Here is a 17960-nt window from a genome sequence, read left to right as displayed (position 1 = left end):
GAGCCTCACTCAGGAGGAGACGCGCGTGGACACCCTGACCCCACCCGGGCTCCTGGAGACGCCGGTCACGGCCGTCCTGCTGGACCTGGACGGCGCCCTTATCGACTCCGGCCCCACGATCCTCGACTCCTTCTCCCACACGCTGGCGCAGCTGGGGCTGCCCGCACGCAGCCGTGAGGAGCTGGGCGTGCTCATCGGCCCGCCCCTGCACGAGGGCTTCAGCCAGCACCTCGGGCTGGAGGGGCAGGCCGTGGACGAGGCGGTGCGCGTCTACCGCTCCCACTACACCGAGCACATGCACGAGGCCCCGGTCTACGACGGCGTGCCCGAGCTGCTCGACGCCCTCGCCGCAGCGGGAGTGCCCACCTGCCTGGCGACCTCCAAGCGTGAGGACATCGCGCTGCGCATCCTTGAGCGCAACGGCCTCGCCCGCCGGCTCACCGCCGTGGCCGGCGCGGACCCGTCGGACCGGGGCGGCCGCAAGGCGGAGGTCATCGCCCAAGCGCGTCGGCGCTTGGAGCAGGCGGGGGCTGACACCTCACGCCTGGTGCACGTGGGCGACCGAGTGCATGACGTCCAGGGTGCCCACGAGGCGGGCGTCGAGTGCGTCGGTGTCCTGTGGGGCTACGGTGGCGCCGAGGAGCTGGCGGGCGCCGAGTGGCTGGTGGGCTCCCCCGCACAGCTGCGCCGTCTGCTCGCCCGGTTGACCGGCCTGCCCCTGGGCGAGCCCGGCCCGGAGGACCGCCCGTGAGTGCCGGTCCCCAGGAGGAAACCAGTCCCCAGGCCGGAGCTGGCCCCCACCAGGACGGAGCCGGCCCCCGGGACGTGGCCGACAGCTCCTCTGTGGAGACAGGCCCGGACGATGCCCCGGTCCCCACGCGGGTGCCGCCGCGGCCCCGCGCCGGCTCCGCCACGTCCTCGGCGCGCCCGGGCGGTGGCGCGCCTCGTGTCATCCGTCGCGCTCAGCACCTCCTCAGGGCCCAGGTCGAAAGGGCAGAGCGGCGTCGTGAGGAGCGCCGCAGGGTCGTGCTGCGGCTCGAGCCGGGCACCGTCATCGCCCCGGCACCCATCGCCGTCGCCCAGCCGCAGCCCGCTTCTGCCGCCCCCGTCGAGGAGCCCGGACAGGAGCCGCCCCGCACACCTCCGCTGGAGTCGCTGCCCTCCTGGCTCGTGCGCGGCGGGATCGGCGCCTGGCTCCTGCTGGGCATCCTCATCGTCGTCAGCCTCGCGGTGTTCGCGACCGCGCAGATCGTGCCGGTCTTCATCGGCATCTTCATCGCGCTGGTCGTCACCTCGCTGCTCGAGCCGGTCGTGGACCTGCTGGGTCGGCTCATGCCGCGCTACCCGGCGACCTTCCTGGCCCTGCTGGGCACGCTCGGCGTCGTCGCGGGGTTGGTCACCTACGTCGTCACCTCGGTGACCAACCAGTGGTCCTCCCTGGCCCGCCAGTTCTCCAGCGGTGTCACGACGATCCTCGACTTCCTGGAGAACGGTCCGCTACCCCTGCACCTGACCCAGCAGGAGCTCGTCAGCCAGTTCTACTCCTGGCTCGAGAAGGGTCAGCGCTACGTCGAGTCGAACGCGCCGACGCTGGCCAGCGAGGTCCTGTCGAACGCGGGCACGGTCGTGGAGGTGTTCACGGTCCTTGCCCTGGCCCTGTTCTGCACGATCTTCTTCCTGGCCTCGGGCGGGCGGATGTGGCGCTGGTTCCTCAATGAGCTGCCGACGGCGATGCGCCCGCGGGTGCACCGGGCGGCCGGGGCGGGCTGGTACACCTTCGCCGGCTACGCCCGCGGCACGATGATCGTGGCGCTGACGGACGCGATGATGGCCGGAGCCTTCCTGCAGGTCATCGGCATCCCGCTGGCTGCCCCCCTGGCGGTGCTCGTGTTCATCGGGGCCTTCATCCCCATCGTGGGCGCCCCGGCAGCCATGATCGTGGCGATGGTGGTGGCCCTGGCCGCCAAGGGGCTCGTCATGGCGATCGTCGTGGGCCTGGGCGTGGCGGGGATAGGCCAGATCGAGGGGCACATCCTTCAGCCGCTCATCATGGGACGTCAGGTGTCGCTGCACCCGGTGGTCGTCATCATCGCGGTGGCCGTGGGTACCTACGCGGCCAGCCTGCTGGGGGCGATCGTCGCGGTGCCGGTGGTGAGCGTGGCGTGGTCGGTGTACTCGGTGCTGCACACGAAGGACGCGCCCATGGAGGGCGAGCTACCCCGGTTCCAGGCGCCGCGCTAGCTCCTGCCCCCACCTCCCCTCGAACTCCTCGGTTTGCGCTCGAAAGTACGGGGATCTCCCAGGGAGTTCGGACGCAAACCGAGGAGTTCGACGGCACGGAGCCCAGCTACCTCGCTGGCTCAGGCCCAGTCCCGGCTCGCGGTGGCGGGCACACCGTGAAGGGCCTCAAGGCGGTCAGCACGCACAGCGGTGACTGCGTCGGCGCTCTCGACGGTGCCGGTGACGACGACGGCTACCGCCCTGCGGCCGGTGCCGCGGTATCTCCTCCACATGCCGGCGCTGCAGATGATGTTGAGCAGACCGGTCTCGTCCTCGATGTTGAGGAAGATGGTGCCTGCGGCGGTGTGGGGGCGTTGACGGTGCGTGATGACCCCCGCCGCCCGCACCCGCTCGCCGTGCAGGCTGGCACCGCCGCGGGTGAGCGCCTCGGCGGTCAGGACGCCGTCGGCCTGCAGCAGGGGGCGCAGGAAGGCCAGGGGGTGGGTGGAGGTGGACACCCCGGTCAGGCGCAGGTCGGTGGCGTGCTCCTCGTAGGCGCTCATGGCCCGAAGGCGGGGGGCTCGTGCGCCGGGCGTGGTCCCGGGCAGGGTGGGCTGGTACCAGGCGGCGGGCTGCTGGGTGCCAAGGCCTGGGCCGATGGTCCTGCGCGTCACAGCAGGACCGGGTTCTCGGGCGCTGGCGGCCTTGCGCACCCTGGCAGGGGCCTCGCGGGCGCTGGCGGCATTACCGGCCGTGCCGCGCCGGGGCGGGCGCAGGGTGTGCCGGCTCCCGTGCTCGTCGGCCAGGACGCCGGCGGCCCACAGGGCCTCACGGCGGCTGACTCCCAGGCTCGTGAGAGCGCCGGCGGCAGCGAGGTTCTCCAGGTGCGTGCGGCTGAGCCTCACCCGGCGGGCGAGGTCGGCGATGTCCTGGTACAGGCCGTGGGCCTCGCGCTCGCTGACGACCGCCTGCGCGGTGGCGGCGCCGACCCCCTTGATGGGGGCCAGCCCCAGGCGCACCGCGAGGTGAGGGTGGACGTCGAGGGGGCTGAGGGCGTAGGGCGTGGGGCCGACGGGCATCAGGGCGTCGTCGGGCACCTGCTCGACACCCGCCTGGACACCGGAGCGGTTGACGTCAGCGGGCTCGACGCGCACCCCGTGGCGGCGGGCGTCGCCGACGAGGGTCTGCGGGGACCAGAAGCCCATGGGCTGGGCGGCGAGGACACCGGCGTAGAAGTCCTCGGGGCGTCGGACCTTGAGCCAGGCGGAGGCGTAGACGAGGTAGGCGAAGGAGAAGGCGTGGGACTCGGGGAAGCCGAAGTCGGCGAAGGCGCACAGCTTGTCGTAGATGGTCTCGGCCGTGGCCGTGTCGATCCCCCGCTGCCCCATGCCCTCCACGAGCCGGGCACGCAGTGCCTCCATGCGCGCGTGGGAGCGCTTGGAGCCCATGGCCTGGCGCAGGGCGTCAGCCTCGGCGGGGGTGAATCCGGCGGCGTCGACGGCGATCTGCATGAGCTGCTCCTGGAAGAGGGGCACGCCGAGGGTCTTGGCCAGGGCCGGCTCGAGCAGGGGGTGCGGGTAGGTGACGGGCTCCTGCCCCAGCCGACGACGGATGTAGGGGTTGACCGCGTCGCCCTGGATGGGGCCCGGGCGGATGAGAGCCACCTCGACGACGATGTCGTAGAAGGTCGAGGGGCGCAGTCGCGGCAGTGTCGCCATCTGGGCGCGCGACTCGACCTGGAAGACGCCGACGGTGTCCGCGGCGCTCAGGAGGCGGTAGACGGCGGGGTCCTCCTCCGGCAGGGTGTGCAGACCCCAGGGGCGTCCGCTCTGGGCGGGGCGCAGGGTGCCGACGCCGTCGGCCTCGGCCGTGGGCTCGGGGACCGTCTCGCCGCGCCCGGCGAGCGTGGTGAAGGCCAGGCGCAGGGCGGTGAGCATGCCCAGGCCGAGCAGGTCGAACTTGACCAGGCCGGCGGCGGCGCAGTCGTCCTTGTCCCACTGCAGGACGGTGCGTCCTTCCATGGCGGCCCAGCGCACGGGGCAGACCTCGGTGACGGGCTGGGCGGCCAGCACCATGCCACCGGAGTGGACGCCCAGGTGCCGGGGCAGGAGCAGCAGGCGGTCGGCCACGGCGCGCACCTGCTCGGGTGCCTCGTCCGGCCCCGCCTGCGTGCCGGGTTCGAGCCGGGAGGACCAGCGGTGCTCGAGGGAACGCGTCCAGGTGTCGATGACGCCCGGGGGGTGGCCGAGGGCCCGGGCGGCGTCACGCACGGCCGAGCGCGGGCGGTAGGAGATGACGTTGGCGACCTGGGCGGCGCGCTCACGCCCGTATCGGGAGTAGACGTGCTGGATGACCTCCTCACGGCGGCAGGCCTCGATGTCGAGGTCGATGTCGGGGTAGCCGGAGCGGCCAGGTGACAGGAAGCGCTCGAAGAGCATCCGGTGGCGCACGGCATCGACGGCGGTGATGCCCAGCGCGTAGCAGACGGCTGAGTTGGCGGCGCTGCCCCGGCCCTGGCAGAGGATGCCCTCCTTCTCACAGAAGTCGACGACGCTGCGCACGATGAGGAAGTAGCCGGGGAAGCCCAGGGACTCGATGACCTCGAGCTCATGGTCCAGCACCTGCCAGGCGTGCGGGTCCTCCTCCGGGGGCCCGTAGCGCTGGTGGGCGCCGCGGCGGGTGAGCTCGCGCAGCCAGGTGGCGGGGGTGTGCCCGTCGGGGACCTGTGCCTCAGGCAGGTCGGGGGTGACGAGGGCGAGGTCGAAGGCGAGGTCGGCGGCGAGCTCGGCGGTGAGGTCAACGGCATGCGGGGCACGCCGGTGCAGACGGGCCATGTCGGCGGGCCCGCGCAGCCAGCGGCCGAGGGCTGGCAGGTGGCGGCGCGCCCCCTCAAGGCCGGTGCGCAGGCGGGTGGCGGTCAGGACGTCGGCGAGGCGGGAGTCCGTGGGGCGGGCGCATCGCACGGCGCCGGTGGCCAGCAGCGGGAGCTGGTGCACGCTGGCGAGGCGGCTGAGGGCGTCGGTCAGGGCCGCGTCAGTGGGGCCGCCGTCAAGGGTGATCTCAACGGCGACGCCGTCGCGCCCGAAGAGATCGGTGAGGTGGCCCAGGGAGGCGTCGGCGGCGCGCAGGTCCCAGGTGGTGGGGTCCCGGGGGTCGCCCAGGGCCCGGCGCAGGGGGCCGTTGGCGGTGCCGGTGAGGACGAGGACGGGCAGGCTGGTGGTGCTGCCCGGGCCGCTCCCGGCGGCCTGCCCCGCCGCGGCCCCGTGGCCTGGGCCGGTCCCCAGGGCGGTGGCGAGGTCGGGCAGGCGGTGGGCGGGCTCGGTGCGCTGTCCAGCGTCGAGGTTGTGGCGGGAGACCGCCGCACACAGGCGCCGGTAGCCCAGGGGGCTGCGGGCCAGGACGGGCAGGTGGGAGCCGTCCTCAAGGGTGAGCTCGGTGCCGTGGATGGTGGGCAGCGCGTGCTGGCGCCCGGCCTCGGCGTGCTTGACGATGCCGGGCATGCCGTCGTGGTCGGTGAGGGCGAGGGCCTCAAGGCCCAGGGCGACGGCGGCGGCCGCGAGGTCCTCGGGCTCGTTGGCGCCGTCGAGGAAGGAGTAGGCGGAGTGGGCGTGCAGCTCGGCGTAGCGGTGGGCGCGGGCGCGGGGGACGCCCTCCCCCACCGCAGATGCATCGAACATGTGTACAGAGTATCGGCCGTCCCCGACACGTACCACGGCCCGGGACGGCCTGCGCTCCGCTCTCATGCACGACGTCCGCACGGGCGAAGCCGCGGCCGTCGAACGCGCCTAGGGCCTGGACCTCAGCCGACGCCGCGGGATCTCCCGACAAGGCGAGCGCGAGCAGGCGCTCAAGGGCCCCGACCCAGCGGCCCCCGAGCAGCAGGGCTCCGTCACCCTGCCCGGGGCCCGCCACCCCGCCTGCCGCCTTCCCCTCGGTCCGCGGCGCCCCTTGAGCCGGGTGCGCGCACGCCGGTCTGGCCGCGCCCGGCGGACAGCAGCAGGGCGCTCATGGGGCCGTCTCCCGTGAGGCCGCGACCGCCCCGAGCAGGCGCTGGGCCTCATGGGCGGCGTCGATCGCCTCCCGGGCCCGCCACCAGGCCGGGCCGTCCTGGATGGGGACGGCTGCGTCGTAGGAGACGGACCTGCTCAAGACCTCGACGTGGAGTCGGCGCGGAGCACGGCACACCCCACACACCACTCACGTCATTCTCTTGTATCTTGCGACATACAAGACTTTGACGTGAGCTGGACCTACTCGCCCGCCAGCACCCCGCCCGCCGCGAGGTAGCACTTGCCGCACAGGGACTCGTAGGTGACGTCCTGGCCGTCGATGGCGATCTGGTCGCCGTCGAAGACGAAGCGCTGCCCCACCTTGCGCGCGTTGAAGATCGCCTTGCGCCCGCACCGGCAGATCGTCTTGAGCTCCTCCAGGGAGTGGGCGATCTCCAGCAGGCGGCGTGAGCCCGGGAAGGACACGGTGCGGAAGTCTGTGCGGATGCCGTAGGCGAGGACGGGCACGTCGTCGATGAGCACGAGCCTCATGAGCTGGTCCACCTGGAGGGGCGTGAGGAACTGGGCCTCGTCGACGAGCACGCAGTCCACCGCCTCACTCACGACCGCGCCCTCCTGCGCCGCCCGCTCCCCCAGCACGCGCTCGCGCACGAGGGCACGCAGGTCGTCGTCGGCGCCGACGAGCAGGTCCACCCGGCGCACCATGCCCAGGCGCGAGACGACCGTGTCGTCCCCCTTGGTGTCAACACCCGCCTTGATGAGCACGACGCTCTGGCCGCGCTCCTCGTAGTTGTAGGCGGTCTGCAGCAGGCCGGTGGTCTTGCCCGAGTTCATCGCGCCGTAGCGGAAGTAGAGCTTGGCCATCGTGCGCGCCTCTCCTCGGGGACCGGGCGGCGCCACGGCAGGGCGCCCTCCGGGATGCTACCGGGCCCCGCTACTGTCCTTTCCGTGCTCATGACGCCCCCGCCCTCCGACGCTTCCCGGCCGCGCCACCGGATCGTGCCCGTGCTCCTCGCCTCAGGTGGCCTCGGGCTGGGGGTGTTCGCCGTGGTCGCCGTCCAGGTGCTCACGGGCGGGGCTCTGGCGGGCTACGACCCGACGGCGACGGCCTACGCCGTGGGTCTGCGCCGCACGTGGCTCACGCATCTCGCCTGGGCGGCGACCCACCTGGGCGGGACGACGGGCCTGACGCTGCTGACCCTCCTGGCCTGCGCGGTGCTGGTGGCGGGCGGTCGCCGGCACCAGGCGGGTGTGCTGGCGGTGGCGATGGCGGGCTCGGCCGCGCTCACCGTGCTGCTCAAGCTCGCCTTCGGCCGCGAGCGTCCCTCGGTCGCCCTGCTGCTGGGCAGCCCCTCCCCCTCCTTCGCCTTCCCCTCGGGGCACTCCTTCAACACGGCGGTGCTGGCCGGGGCCCTCGCCGGGGCCGTGCTGCTGTCGGGCGCGCCCCGGTCCCGCAAGGTGGTGGCGGCCCTGGCTGCTGTTGCGGCAGCCCTTCTCGTGGGGCTGTCACGGGTCTACCTGGCCTACCACTGGGCGACGGACGTTCTCGCGGGCTGGGCCCTGGCCGTGGCGTGGCTGTCGCTGGTGGCGGTGCTGTGCGGCCGCCTGAGGCAGTCCCCGAGCTGCTCGGGGGCTCAGGAGCAGCCCCCGAGCAGCCTGAGCGCTCAGGAGTAGACGCCCTCGAGCCACCAGCCTGATCGGCGCACGAGCAGCAGGGCCGGCCCGTCCTGCAAGACGAGCTGCAGGTAGGCGCGACGTGAGGCCCCTGTGGGCCTCCACCACCCCTCGTCCACGGGCCACGGCCCGGCCCAGGAGCACACCCTCAGCCACCCCGACGGCGCGGGCCCTCCGGTGACCTGGACCTGCCAGGGCGTGCCCGCGAGCTGTCCCTGGGCGTCAACCAGGATCTCGCGTCCCTGCGCGTCAAGCAGGACCGCCGGAACGGGCTCGGCCAGGACGAGCGAGGGAGACGGCGAGGGCAGGGCTCCCACCCAGGCCGCCCGCCCGCCGTCGGCCGTCGTCTCCTGGCGCGGCTCCGCACGGGCGCGGTGGCCCTCACCCCAGGGCACGAGCCGCGCCCGCGAGCGCGGGTCCCAGTCCTCGTCCAGGACGGGCGTGCTCACGCTGCCGACGCCCAGCAGGGACTCGACGCGCTCGGCGGCCCGCGCGGCACGGCGCCGCCCCCTCTCACCCGGGGAGGACCACAGGCCCGCCTGACGGGTGCCAGCGGCGCAGGTCTCGAGGGCGAGCAGGCGCAGGCGGACGAGGGCCGAGGCCGGACGGGCGCCCGGCCGCGCGGAGAGCCAGCCCTCGACCTGCCAGCGCACCCTGTCGGTGAGGTCGGTGGGGCTGGGGACGGTGTCGAGCGCCCAGGAGCGCGACAGGAGGCTGCCGTCCTCGCACTCGGCCTCGACCAGGAGCCTGCCCGCGGCCAGGCCGTGGGCCACGAGGGAGGAGGAGAGTCTGACGGCAAGGGCCCGGGAGGCGAAGGCTGCGGCGTCGGCGCGCTCGACGGGAGGGTCGAGCACGCTGACGGCCTCAAGGTCCGCGTCGGGGCGCGGGCAGGAGGGGACCTGCCACGTCTCGCCGGCGGCGAGGCGGTGCGCCCGCTCGCCGGCAGGGCCGAAGCGGGCGGCGACGTCCGCGCGGGGCAGGCGGGCCAGGTCCCCGAGCGTGCGCAGCCCGAGCTGGGCCAGCCCCTCTAGGAGGGGCTCGGTCTGCGCCCTCTCCCTCTCGGTGGGCAGGGCGGCCAGGAGGTGCCCCAGGGCCCAGGGAGACAGGAAGGAGGCGGACCTCCCCTCGGGGACGAGGACCCCGCTGCGGGCGGCGAGGACGGCGGCCAGGAGGGAGTCGGCGGCGCCGACCAGGCACTCGACGCCAACCTCCCTGGCGACGGCCTCGACGAGTGCGGCCGCGACCTCCTCCTCGCCTCCGAGCCAGCGCGCGGGGCCGCGGGCGCCGCAGAGGGCGAGGCCGGGCCGGGCGACGACGGGCTCGGCCAGGACGGTGGCCAGGGCGGCCATGACGGGCTCGAAGGCGCGGGCCTCGCGCACGGGGTCCGCAGGCAGGACGGTGAGCTCCGGGCACAGGGAGCGGGCCAGGCGCAGCCTCATGCCGCGGCGAACCCCAGCGGCGCGGGCGGGGGCGGAGGCGGCTTGGACGCCCTGGGAGCCGAGGACGGCGACGGGATCGAGGGCGGGGTCCGGTGCTGCGGCCCGCCCGGCCTGGGAACTGGTCCCTCCTGCCGGGTGGCGGTGATCGAGGGTGAGGGCGACGACGGGCCAGTCGGGGACCCAGATGGCCAGCAGCCGGGGCACGGCCGGGACGGGGCCCGGCGTGGCGCGAGCGTGCGGCCCGCTCATGACAGGCCCCCGGGCAGGACGGTGAGCGCGGGGGCACGACGCCGGGGCTCCTGCGGGGCACGGTCCTCCAGGATCTCCACCCCGCGGGCCCCGGAGCGCACAAGGACCGTGGCCGGGCCCCTCTGTGGCTCGGTGAGCACCCAGTCGAGGTGACGCAGCCAGCCCGCTGGCATCTCCACCGGCGCCTGCGCGGGCTCCTGGGCGAGCGGCTGCGTGGGAGGTGCGGGGGGCGTCGGCCGTGGCGGGCATGGCGCCAGGCCCTCCGGCAGGGGGCCGCGGGGAGCCGGGCGCAGCGCCAGGACGCGCGCGCCCCCGCTCTGGGGGACGTCGGCAGCCCCCTCGCCGCCCTCCTGGTCCGCCTCCACGAGCTGGGTGCCCAGGCCCCGGGCCCGGGCCCGCAGGAGACGGGCACCCTCCCAGGGCTCGTCGAGCAGGACGAGGCAGCCTCGCTCGCGGGCTCGGGCGGCGACGGCTCTCTGCTGCCGCGCGGTGAGCGCCCGGGCGGTGGCGTCCGTGAGCAGGACGACGTCGAGCCCATCGACCAGGGCGGCGACGACGCTGGGCAGGACGGCCGGGGCAAGGTCGCGGGCCGGCACGACGAGGACGCGCGAGAGGTCGAGGCCGGCCTCGGCGGCGGCGCACCAGCCCAGGTCCCTCCCGCCGACGACGGCGCACCACCCCCGAGGCCCCTGGCGGCGTGCGGCGGCCGCGAGCAGGAGGGTCACGGAGCCCGTGAGGGACAGGACGCCGGCGGCGGCCGGGTTGACGGCCTCCCAGGGCGACTCGGACCCGGGAGCGCGCCCGGGGGGACCGGGCACCGGGGCGGGAAGGGTGCCAGCGGCGAGAGCACCAGGGGTGGAGGCCGAGACGGCCACCGCAGCGCCGGGCCACGCCCCGAGGGGCAGCGGGGCCCGCAGCCCGGTGCGGGCCTCGGCCTGCGCGAGGGCGGCGCGGGCCGTGTCCAGGCGCGACGGCGCCCCGGCAGCAGGACCACCGTGCGCCTCGGCCGTCGCGGCGTCCGTGCTCTGAGCCTGCATCCCCATCCTCTCCCCGGCACATTCATCGAACACATGTTCGATGTGTGTACCAGGGTAGCGCCAGGCAGGGACACGTGGCGCCGCCTGGAACACCTCTCGTCCCCGACCGGGCCCACGGCCCGCGTCCACCGGGCCCACGGCCACCGGGCCCACGGCCCGCACACGCCGCCCTCGCGGCCGCCGTCGTCCACCCGCAGCCGTCTACAGTGGTGCACCTCACCAGACGAGCCCCACAGGCCACCCGCACCCAGGAGACGAATGTGACCACCGACCTCAGCCGTCCGCGCAGCCCCTTGCCCTACGACCTTCTGCCCACGGTCCCGACCTTCACGCTGGCCTCGGATGACGTCGCCGAGGGCGAGCGCATGGATGACCGGTTCACCGCCGTCCACGGCAACGTCTCCCCCGAGCTGCACTGGAGCGGGGTACCAGAGGGCACGCGCTCCTTCGTCGTGTCCTGCTTCGACCCCGACGCCCCGAGCCCCTCGGGCTTCTGGCACTGGACCGTCATGGACCTGGACGCCTCCACCACCGCCCTGCCCCGAGGGGCGGGCGAGTCAGACCTGCTCCTGGACGGTGCCGCCATGCACGTGCGCAACGACGCGGGCACGCACGCCTGGTACGGCCCCTACCCGCCCGACGACGACGGCGAGCACCGCTACGTCTTCGCCGTGCACGCCCTCGACACCGACACCCTCGGCCTGGATGACGAGGCCTCCGCGGCCGCCGTGGCCTGCCAGGTCTCCTTCCACACCCTGGGCCGCGCCCTGCTCACCGCCACGTACTCGATGCCCGGGCCCCTGCCCCCGTCCGCTCGCGCTGCGCTCGACCCGGCCAGCGGCGCGAGCAGTCGGTAACCGCCTGACGGCAACCACCGGTGCCCGCGCGGCGCCGCGCGCCGTCAGGCCCCGGGGCTCAGCGCCCGCCCGGGAAGCCGAGGCTGTGCCAGGCGTGGTACAGGCCGATGGCGGCGGAGTTGGCGAGGTTGAGGGAGCGGTTGCCCTCGACCATGGGGATGCGCACGAGCCCGGTCACACGCGGGTGGTCCATGATCTCCTGCGGCAGCCCCGTGGGCTCGGGGCCAAACAGGAGGGCGTCGTCACCGCGCCAGCCGACCTCGGTGTAGAGCGTGTCCGTGTGGGCCGTGAAGGCGAGGACCCTGCCCGGAACCTGTTCCAGGCACTCCTGCCAGGTGGCGTGCACGCGGGTGAGGGCGAGGTCGTGGTAGTCCAGGCCCGCCCGGCGCAGCCTGGCGTCATCCATCTCGAAGAGCGGGTCCACCAGGTGCAGCATTGAGCCCGTGTTGGCCGACAGGCGGATCGCCGCACCGGAGTTGCCGGGGATACGGGGCTCGAAGAAGATGACGTGCAGCACGGCGCACATCCTGCCACGGCCCCGGGGCCGCGGCGCAGGCGCGGCTGAGCGCAGCCCCACGGCCGGCCACCGCGGGCCCGCAGCCGCGCGCTAGCCCGCCCGGGCCGGCACTCAGCCGAGGGTGTCGAGGACGATGTTGAGCCCCTCCGCCATCGTCGGGTGGGTGATGACGGCGTCGCGCAGCTGGCGCCAGGTCAGGTGCCCGAGCATCGCCATCTGCACGCTGGTGATGACCTCGCTGGCGCCCTCACCAATGATGACGGCTCCCAGGACCTCCTCGCTCCGGGCGTCAACAACCACCTTGTAGAAGCCCTGCGTGCGCCCCACGGTCTTGGAGCGCGGCACCGAGGCGGTGGGCGTCGTGGCGACGAGGACCTCGTGACCGGCCTCGCGGGCCTCGGTCTCGGTCATCCCGACGTGCCCGAGCTCGGGCGTGGTGAACACGGCCCACGGGACCAGGCGCCCGGCCGTCGTCGCCTCCTTGCCGGCGAGGAGGTCGCGCAGCACCCGGAAGTCGTTCCAGGAGGCGTGTGTGAACTGGGGTGTTCCGGCCACGTCACCGGCGGCGTACACCCCGGGGGCGCTGGTCTCCAGGTGCTCGTTGACCCGCACGAAGCCCCTGTCGGTCAGATCGACGCCCGCGGCCTCCAGGCCGAGGCCGGCGGTGACGGGGGTGCGCCCCAGGGCGACGAGCAGGTGGGACCCGCTCACCTCGTGCCCGTCCTCGGTGGTGACCAGGACGCCACCACCGGCCGTGGCCGCGACCCTCGAGGCGCGCGCACCGGCCAGGACCGTCACGCCCAGGGCCTCCAGGCCGGCGGTCACCTCGGCGGCGACGTCGTCGTCCTCACGGTCCAGGACGTGACGGCCCGCGTGGACGATGGTGACCGGGACACCGAGGAGCCCCATGAGGGAGGCCATCTCCACCCCGATGACGCCGCCGCCCAGGACAACGAGGTGGGTGGGCAGCTCGGGCAGGGTGAGCAGGTCCTCGCTGGTCCAGTAGCGCACGCCACCCAGGCCCTCGATCGGCGGCAGTGACGGCGTGGTGCCGGTGTTGATGAGGACCTTGGCGCCGCGCACGCGCCGCAGGCCGCCGTCGTTCAGGGCGACCTCGACGGTGCGCTCCCCCACGAAGCGGGCGGTGCCACGCACGAAGTCCATGCCCGAGGCGGGGAACATGTCCTCGTGGGCGGCCACCATGGCGGAGACGACCGCCTCCTTGCGGGCGCGCAAGGAGGCCAGGTCGATGCGCGCCCGGGCCAGGGCGCCGCCGTCCTGCCCGGGCAGCGTGACGCCGTAGGCCTGCGAGCCCTGGACCTCGCGCAGCACGCGAGCGGCGGAGATGAGGGTCTTGGTGGGGATGCAGGCGACGTTGATGCACGTGCCACCCACCTTGTCCCGCTCCACCATGACGACCCTGTCACCGGCCTTGGCCCGCAGCATCGCCAGGGACTTGCCGGCCTTGCCCCCTCCGATGACAAGCAGATCGACGTCCTGGACAGGCTCCTGGGTCGTGGCGGGCACGGTGCTCTCCTCAGTCTCAGGCCCGCGGCGGTCGCGGGCCACCGGTACCAACACGGCCCGTGCCGGTGGCATTCCACCCCGGTCTCGACTCGTTGTCGCAGGACTTCTTAGTATCGGCCCATGAGCAGTGCCCCACCTCCTCCTTCCTCAGACGCCCAGGCCGGACCTGACCCCGACCTCCTGGCTGCGCTGTCCCCCAGCACACCGCCCCTGGAGCAGCAGCGCATCGCTGCCGAGCGCCCGGACCTGCACGCCGTCCTGGCCGCCAACCCAGGTGCCTACCCCGAGCTGCTGGAGTGGCTGCGCACCTTAGAGGACCCGGCGGTCCAGGCCGCTCTTGCCAACCGTGCCCCTGCTCAGCCCGCCGCCGCCCCGGTGGCGGGCGCCCGCCCTGGTCCGGCTCCTGCGGCCGGAGCGCCGCTCGCCCCGGCACCGCCGCGCAGGCGCGCACCAATGCTCATCGGTGCCGCCGTCGTCGTCGTGCTCGTCCTGGCTGGTGCCGGTTGGGGCGTTTGGACGCTGCTGGGCCGGGGCGGCGGCTCGTCCTCCGCGACCTCCACCGTCCAGGAGGTCTCCGCCGGCTGGGCCGAGGCCAGCCACAAGGTCTGGAAGCTCGACGTCGACGAGGACGCGGTGATCGCCGTCAACGGGGACCAGCTGGTCGTCGGCACACGCAACAGCAGCTTCGACCTCACCCGTGTGACCGCCTACGACGTCTCCGGCTCCGAGCCCAAGGAGCAGTGGGAGACGAGGGTCAACCAGGACGACGGATACGTCAGCTACTGGGGGGACTGGGTGTATCTCGGAGGCAGCCAGCTGCTCAAGGCCTCCGACGGCGCCCCCGCCGAGGCCGGTTGGGACGAGGACGACTTCCCCACCTTCATCGGCTCCTACGCCCTGGTCTGCGACAAGCACGACCACTGCACCGGCTGGTCCGCATCCGACCCCACCACGCCCCTGTGGGAGCAGGACATCGCCGGCTCCGCCTCCTCGATGGACCTGGCCAGGTACAACTGGGCGGTGCACGACGGCTCGCTCGTCACCCTCGCCGCCCAGGACACCGCCGTCCGGCTCGAGGACGGCACCCTGGTGGACCTCAAGGCTAACAGCACGGAGGAGAACGTCATCCCCCTGGCGGACGGCTGGCTCATCTTCAACTACGTCGATGAGGAGTACCGGGTCCTGTCCCCCTCGGGTGAGCAGGTCGATGCCTTCGAGGGCGCCTGGCCCAGCTACGACAAGAAGACGAACGCGCGCCTGTTCGAGGCTCCCCGTCCCACCGGCGCACAGATGCGTGCCCTCGTCGTCGACGGGGACCTGTCCTGGGCGGCCGTGACGTCCCAGTACGACCCGGACGAGAAGGACCACTGCTCCATCACGCTCACCATCGGTGAGCGCAGGCTCGTGCCCGCCCGGGACGACGGCGAGTGCGTCTACGGGGTGGAGAGCTCCTGGTACGCCCTGTCCTCCGACGGCTCCCTGCTCATGCACGTCGAGGGCAGCCCCTCCCAGACGAGCGCGTCGGTGGCGCTGTCAGGGATGTGGTCCGTGGCCGACGGCAGGCCCGTGGCCTTCGCGGGCTCCGAGCCGGGCGAGCAGCCCATGTGGCTGGTCAACCCCGGGCTCATCATCACCTTCGACCGTGAGCACGGGCAGCTCACCGCCTACGCCCCCGGAAAGAAGTGACGTCCTCCGGCTGGCCCCAGCGTCGCCGGGCCACCCCTCACTGCCCGCGGGCGAGCTGGCGTAGCACGTACTGCAAGATGCCCCCGTGACGGAAGTAGTCCGCCTCACCGGGGGTGTCGATGCGCACGACGGCGTCGAAGGAGACGACCCGGCCGTCGGCCTTCTCCGCCCTGACGGTGACGGTGCGCGGGGTGAGCCCCTCGTTGAGGGCCGTGAGCCCCTCGATGGAGAAGGTCTCGGTGCCGTCCAGACCCAGGCTCGCCGTCGTCTGGCCCTGCGGCAGCTGGAGCGGGACCACGCCCATGCCGATGAGGTTGGAGCGGTGGATGCGCTCGAAGGACTCGCAGATGACGGCCCTGACGCCCAGCAGCGCCGTGCCCTTGGCCGCCCAGTCACGCGAGGAGCCGGAGCCGTACTCCTTGCCGCCCAGCACCACGAGCGGCACGCCCGCCGCCTGGTAGGCCTGGGAGGCGTCGAAGATCGTCTCCTGCTCACCGGTGAGGAAGCACCTGGTGTAACCGCCCTCGACGCCGTCGAGCAGCTGGTTGCGCAGGCGGATGTTGGCGAAGGTCCCGCGGATCATGACCTCGTGGTTGCCACGGCGCGAGCCGTAGGAGTTGAAGTCCTTGCGGGCCACGCCGTGCTCGGCCAGGTAGCGGCCCGCCGGGGAGTCGGCCTTGATGGCGCCCGCCGGGGAGATGTGGTCCGTGGTCACCGAGTCGCCCAGCAGCGCCAGCACGCGGGCGCCGGTGATGTCCTCGACCGGGGCCGGCTCCATCGTCAGCCCCTCGAAGAAGGGGGCCTTGCGCACGTAGGTGGACTCCTCGTGCCAGGCGAAGGTCTCACCCTCGGGCGTGTCCAGGCCCTGCCAGCGCTCGTCACCGGCGAAGACGTCGGCGTAGCCGGAGGCGTACATCTGGCGGTCGATGGTGGCGTCGATGGTGGCCTGCACCTCAGCCGGGTCCGGCCAGATGTCTGCGAGGAGGACGTCCTTGCCGTCCTGGTCCTGTCCCAGCGGCTCGGTGGCGAAGTCGAAGTCCATCGTGCCGGCCAGCGCGTAGGCGATGACCAGCGGCGGGGAGGCCAGGTAGTTCATCTTGACGTCGGGGTTGATACGGCCCTCGAAGTTGCGGTTGCCCGACAGCACGGAGACGACCGCGAGGTCCGCGTCGTTGACGGCCGCCGAGACCTCGGCGGGCAGGGGCCCGGAGTTGCCGATGCAGGTGGCGCAGCCGTATCCGACGACGTTGAACCCCAGGGCGTTGAGGGCGGGCCACAGGCCGGCCCTCTCGTAGTACTCGGTGACCACCTGGCTGCCCGGCGCCGTGGAGGTCTTGACCCACGGCTTGGAGCGCAGGCCCCGGGCGACGGCGTTGCGGGCCAGCAGACCGGCCGCGACCATGACCGAGGGGTTGGAGGTGTTCGTGCAGGAGGTGATCGAGGCGATGGCGACGTGCCCGTGGTCGAGCTCGGTGACGGTGCCGTCGGCCAGCGTCACCGGGGTGGGCTTGGAGGTCTCGGCGGCGTAGGCCGGCAGCGCCCGCCGGAAGGCCTCCCGGGCCTCGCTGAGCACGATGCGGTCCTGGGGGCGCTTGGGTCCGGCGATGGAGGGCACCACCGTGGACAGGTCGAGCTCGAGGTACTCGGAGTAGGCGGGCTCGCGCGAGGGGTCGTGCCACAGGCCCTGCGCCCGGGCGTACTCCTCGACCAGGCGGATGGAGGCCTCGGTGCGGCCGGTCAGGCGCAGGTAGTCCAGGGTGACCTCGTCGATGGGGAAGATCGCGGCGGTGGAGCCGAACTCGGGGCTCATGTTGCCGATGGTCGCGCGGTTGGCCAGCGGCACGGCCGCCACGCCCTCGCCGTAGAACTCGACGAACTTGCCCACGACCCCGTGCCGGCGCAGCATCTCGGTGATGGTGAGCACGACGTCGGTGGCGGTGGCTCCGGCCGGGATGGCCCCGGTGAGACGGAAGCCGACGACTCGCGGGATGAGCATGGACACGCTCTGGCCGAGCATGGCGGCCTCGGCCTCGATGCCGCCGACGCCCCATCCGAGCACGCCCAGGCCGTTGACCATGGTGGTGTGCGAGTCCGTGCCCACGCAGGTGTCCGGGTAGGCCTGGGTGACCGTGGCGCCGTCGGCCCCGGTGACCTGCCGGGTGAAGACGGTGCGGGCGAGGTACTCGATGTTGACCTGGTGGACGATGCCGGTGCCCGGCGGCACGACGCGGAAGTTGTCCAGCGCCCCCTGGCCCCAGCGCAGGAACTGGTAGCGCTCGGCGTTGCGCTCGTACTCGCGCTCCTTGTTGGTCTCCAGCGAGCTGGACAGGCCGAAGGAGTCGATCTGGACGGAGTGGTCGATGACCATCTCGGCGGGGGCAAGCGGGTTGATGACCGACGGGTCCGCACCGAGCCCGGCGACGGCCTCCCGCATGGTGGCGAGATCGACGATGCAGGGCACGCCGGTGAAGTCCTGCATGACGACGCGCGCGGGGGTGAACTGGATCTCGGTGTCCGGCTCGGCGGCGGGGTCCCACTGGGCCAGGGCGCGCACGTGCTCGGCGGTGACATTGGCCCCGTCCTCGGTGCGCAGCAGGTTCTCCGCCAGCACCTTGAGGGCGTAGGGCAGCCGCTCCAGGCCCTCGACGGCGTCGAGGCGGAAGATCTCGTAGGCGGTGCCGTCCACGTCGAGCGTGGCGCGTGAGTGGAAGGTGTCGAGGCTCGTCAACGTCGCTCCTAGTGGT

The 17960-nt window shown here is 73.5% G+C and carries 13 protein-coding genes; 5 read left to right on the top strand and 8 right to left on the bottom strand.

Going from position 1 to position 17960, the window contains the following annotated elements; translation table 11 throughout:
* Positions 1-25: 25 nt before the first annotated feature.
* Together ACSJJR_RS00565 and ACSJJR_RS00560 are read left to right on the top strand one after the other, a co-directional pair.
* A complete protein-coding gene (locus ACSJJR_RS00565; protein WP_435941575.1) occupies positions 26-751 on the top strand; it encodes an HAD hydrolase-like protein in 726 nt (241 codons plus the stop codon).
* Between the two features lie 275 nt (positions 752-1026).
* Positions 1027-2241 carry an AI-2E family transporter gene (locus tag ACSJJR_RS00560; protein ID WP_435941574.1) on the top strand — a complete coding sequence of 405 codons (1215 nt, stop codon included), beginning with the start codon at positions 1027-1029 and terminating at the stop codon, positions 2239-2241.
* 119 nt (positions 2242-2360) lie between these two features.
* On the opposite strand, the gene ACSJJR_RS00555 is transcribed toward ACSJJR_RS00560, so the two are convergent.
* The 3 genes from ACSJJR_RS00555 to ACSJJR_RS00545 all read right to left on the bottom strand — a co-directional run bounded on the left by ACSJJR_RS00555 (position 2361) and on the right by ACSJJR_RS00545 (position 7094).
* Entirely contained in the window at positions 2361-5897 is a 3537-nt protein-coding gene (locus tag ACSJJR_RS00555) for an error-prone DNA polymerase (protein WP_435941573.1), read from the bottom strand.
* A 328-nt stretch (positions 5898-6225) separates the two neighbouring features.
* A complete protein-coding gene (locus ACSJJR_RS00550; protein WP_435941572.1) occupies positions 6226-6369 on the bottom strand; it encodes a hypothetical protein in 144 nt (47 codons plus the stop codon).
* Between the two features lie 101 nt (positions 6370-6470).
* Positions 6471-7094 carry a thymidine kinase gene (locus ACSJJR_RS00545; RefSeq protein WP_435941571.1) on the bottom strand — a complete coding sequence of 208 codons (624 nt, stop codon included), beginning with the start codon at positions 7092-7094 and terminating at the stop codon, positions 6471-6473.
* 90 nt (positions 7095-7184) lie between these two features.
* Here ACSJJR_RS00545 and ACSJJR_RS00540 point away from each other — a divergent pair, with 90 nt between their 5' ends.
* Complete coding sequence (locus ACSJJR_RS00540) at positions 7185-7904, top strand: phosphatase PAP2 family protein (RefSeq protein ID WP_435941750.1); 720 nt, start codon at positions 7185-7187, stop codon at positions 7902-7904.
* Here the strand turns inward: ACSJJR_RS00540 and ACSJJR_RS00535 are convergent.
* Complete coding sequence (locus ACSJJR_RS00535; RefSeq protein ID WP_435941570.1) at positions 7895-9592, bottom strand: DNA polymerase Y family protein; 1698 nt, start codon at positions 9590-9592, stop codon at positions 7895-7897. The two genes, ACSJJR_RS00540 and ACSJJR_RS00535, sit on opposite strands and share 10 nt — an antisense overlap.
* Positions 9589-10629 (bottom strand): hypothetical protein, encoded by a 1041-nt coding sequence (locus ACSJJR_RS00530; protein WP_435941569.1) that lies wholly within the window; start codon positions 10627-10629, stop codon positions 9589-9591. The genes ACSJJR_RS00535 and ACSJJR_RS00530 overlap by 4 nt, the downstream gene beginning before the upstream one ends.
* A 260-nt stretch (positions 10630-10889) precedes the next feature.
* Between ACSJJR_RS00530 and ACSJJR_RS00525 the strand changes: the two genes are divergently transcribed.
* Positions 10890-11486: a YbhB/YbcL family Raf kinase inhibitor-like protein gene (locus ACSJJR_RS00525; RefSeq protein ID WP_435941568.1), complete on the top strand. Its 597-nt coding sequence runs from the start codon at positions 10890-10892 to the stop codon at positions 11484-11486.
* Positions 11487-11544: 58 nt separating this feature from the next.
* Here the strand turns inward: ACSJJR_RS00525 and ACSJJR_RS00520 are convergent, their stop codons facing one another.
* Together ACSJJR_RS00520 and ACSJJR_RS00515 are read right to left on the bottom strand one after the other, a co-directional pair.
* Positions 11545-12003, bottom strand: coding sequence for a tRNA (cytidine(34)-2'-O)-methyltransferase (locus tag ACSJJR_RS00520; RefSeq protein ID WP_435941567.1), 459 nt, complete (start codon positions 12001-12003; stop codon positions 11545-11547).
* A 111-nt stretch (positions 12004-12114) separates the two neighbouring features.
* Entirely contained in the window at positions 12115-13530 is a 1416-nt protein-coding gene (locus ACSJJR_RS00515) for a dihydrolipoyl dehydrogenase family protein (RefSeq protein WP_435941566.1), read from the bottom strand.
* A 120-nt stretch (positions 13531-13650) separates the two neighbouring features.
* Between ACSJJR_RS00515 and ACSJJR_RS00510 the strand changes: the two genes are divergently transcribed.
* A complete protein-coding gene (locus ACSJJR_RS00510) occupies positions 13651-15216 on the top strand; it encodes a hypothetical protein (RefSeq protein ID WP_435941565.1) in 1566 nt (521 codons plus the stop codon).
* Between the two features lie 37 nt (positions 15217-15253).
* Here ACSJJR_RS00510 and acnA read toward each other — a convergent pair whose 3' ends face one another.
* Positions 15254-17944, bottom strand: coding sequence for an aconitate hydratase AcnA (acnA, locus tag ACSJJR_RS00505; RefSeq protein ID WP_435941564.1), 2691 nt, complete (start codon positions 17942-17944; stop codon positions 15254-15256).
* Between the last annotated feature and the right edge of the window lie 16 nt (positions 17945-17960).

The sequence above is a fragment of the Actinomyces sp. W5033 genome, from assembly GCF_051303165.1.
The sequence above is the reverse complement of the archived record's forward strand: the minus strand, read 5'-3'. Positions and strand labels throughout refer to the sequence as shown.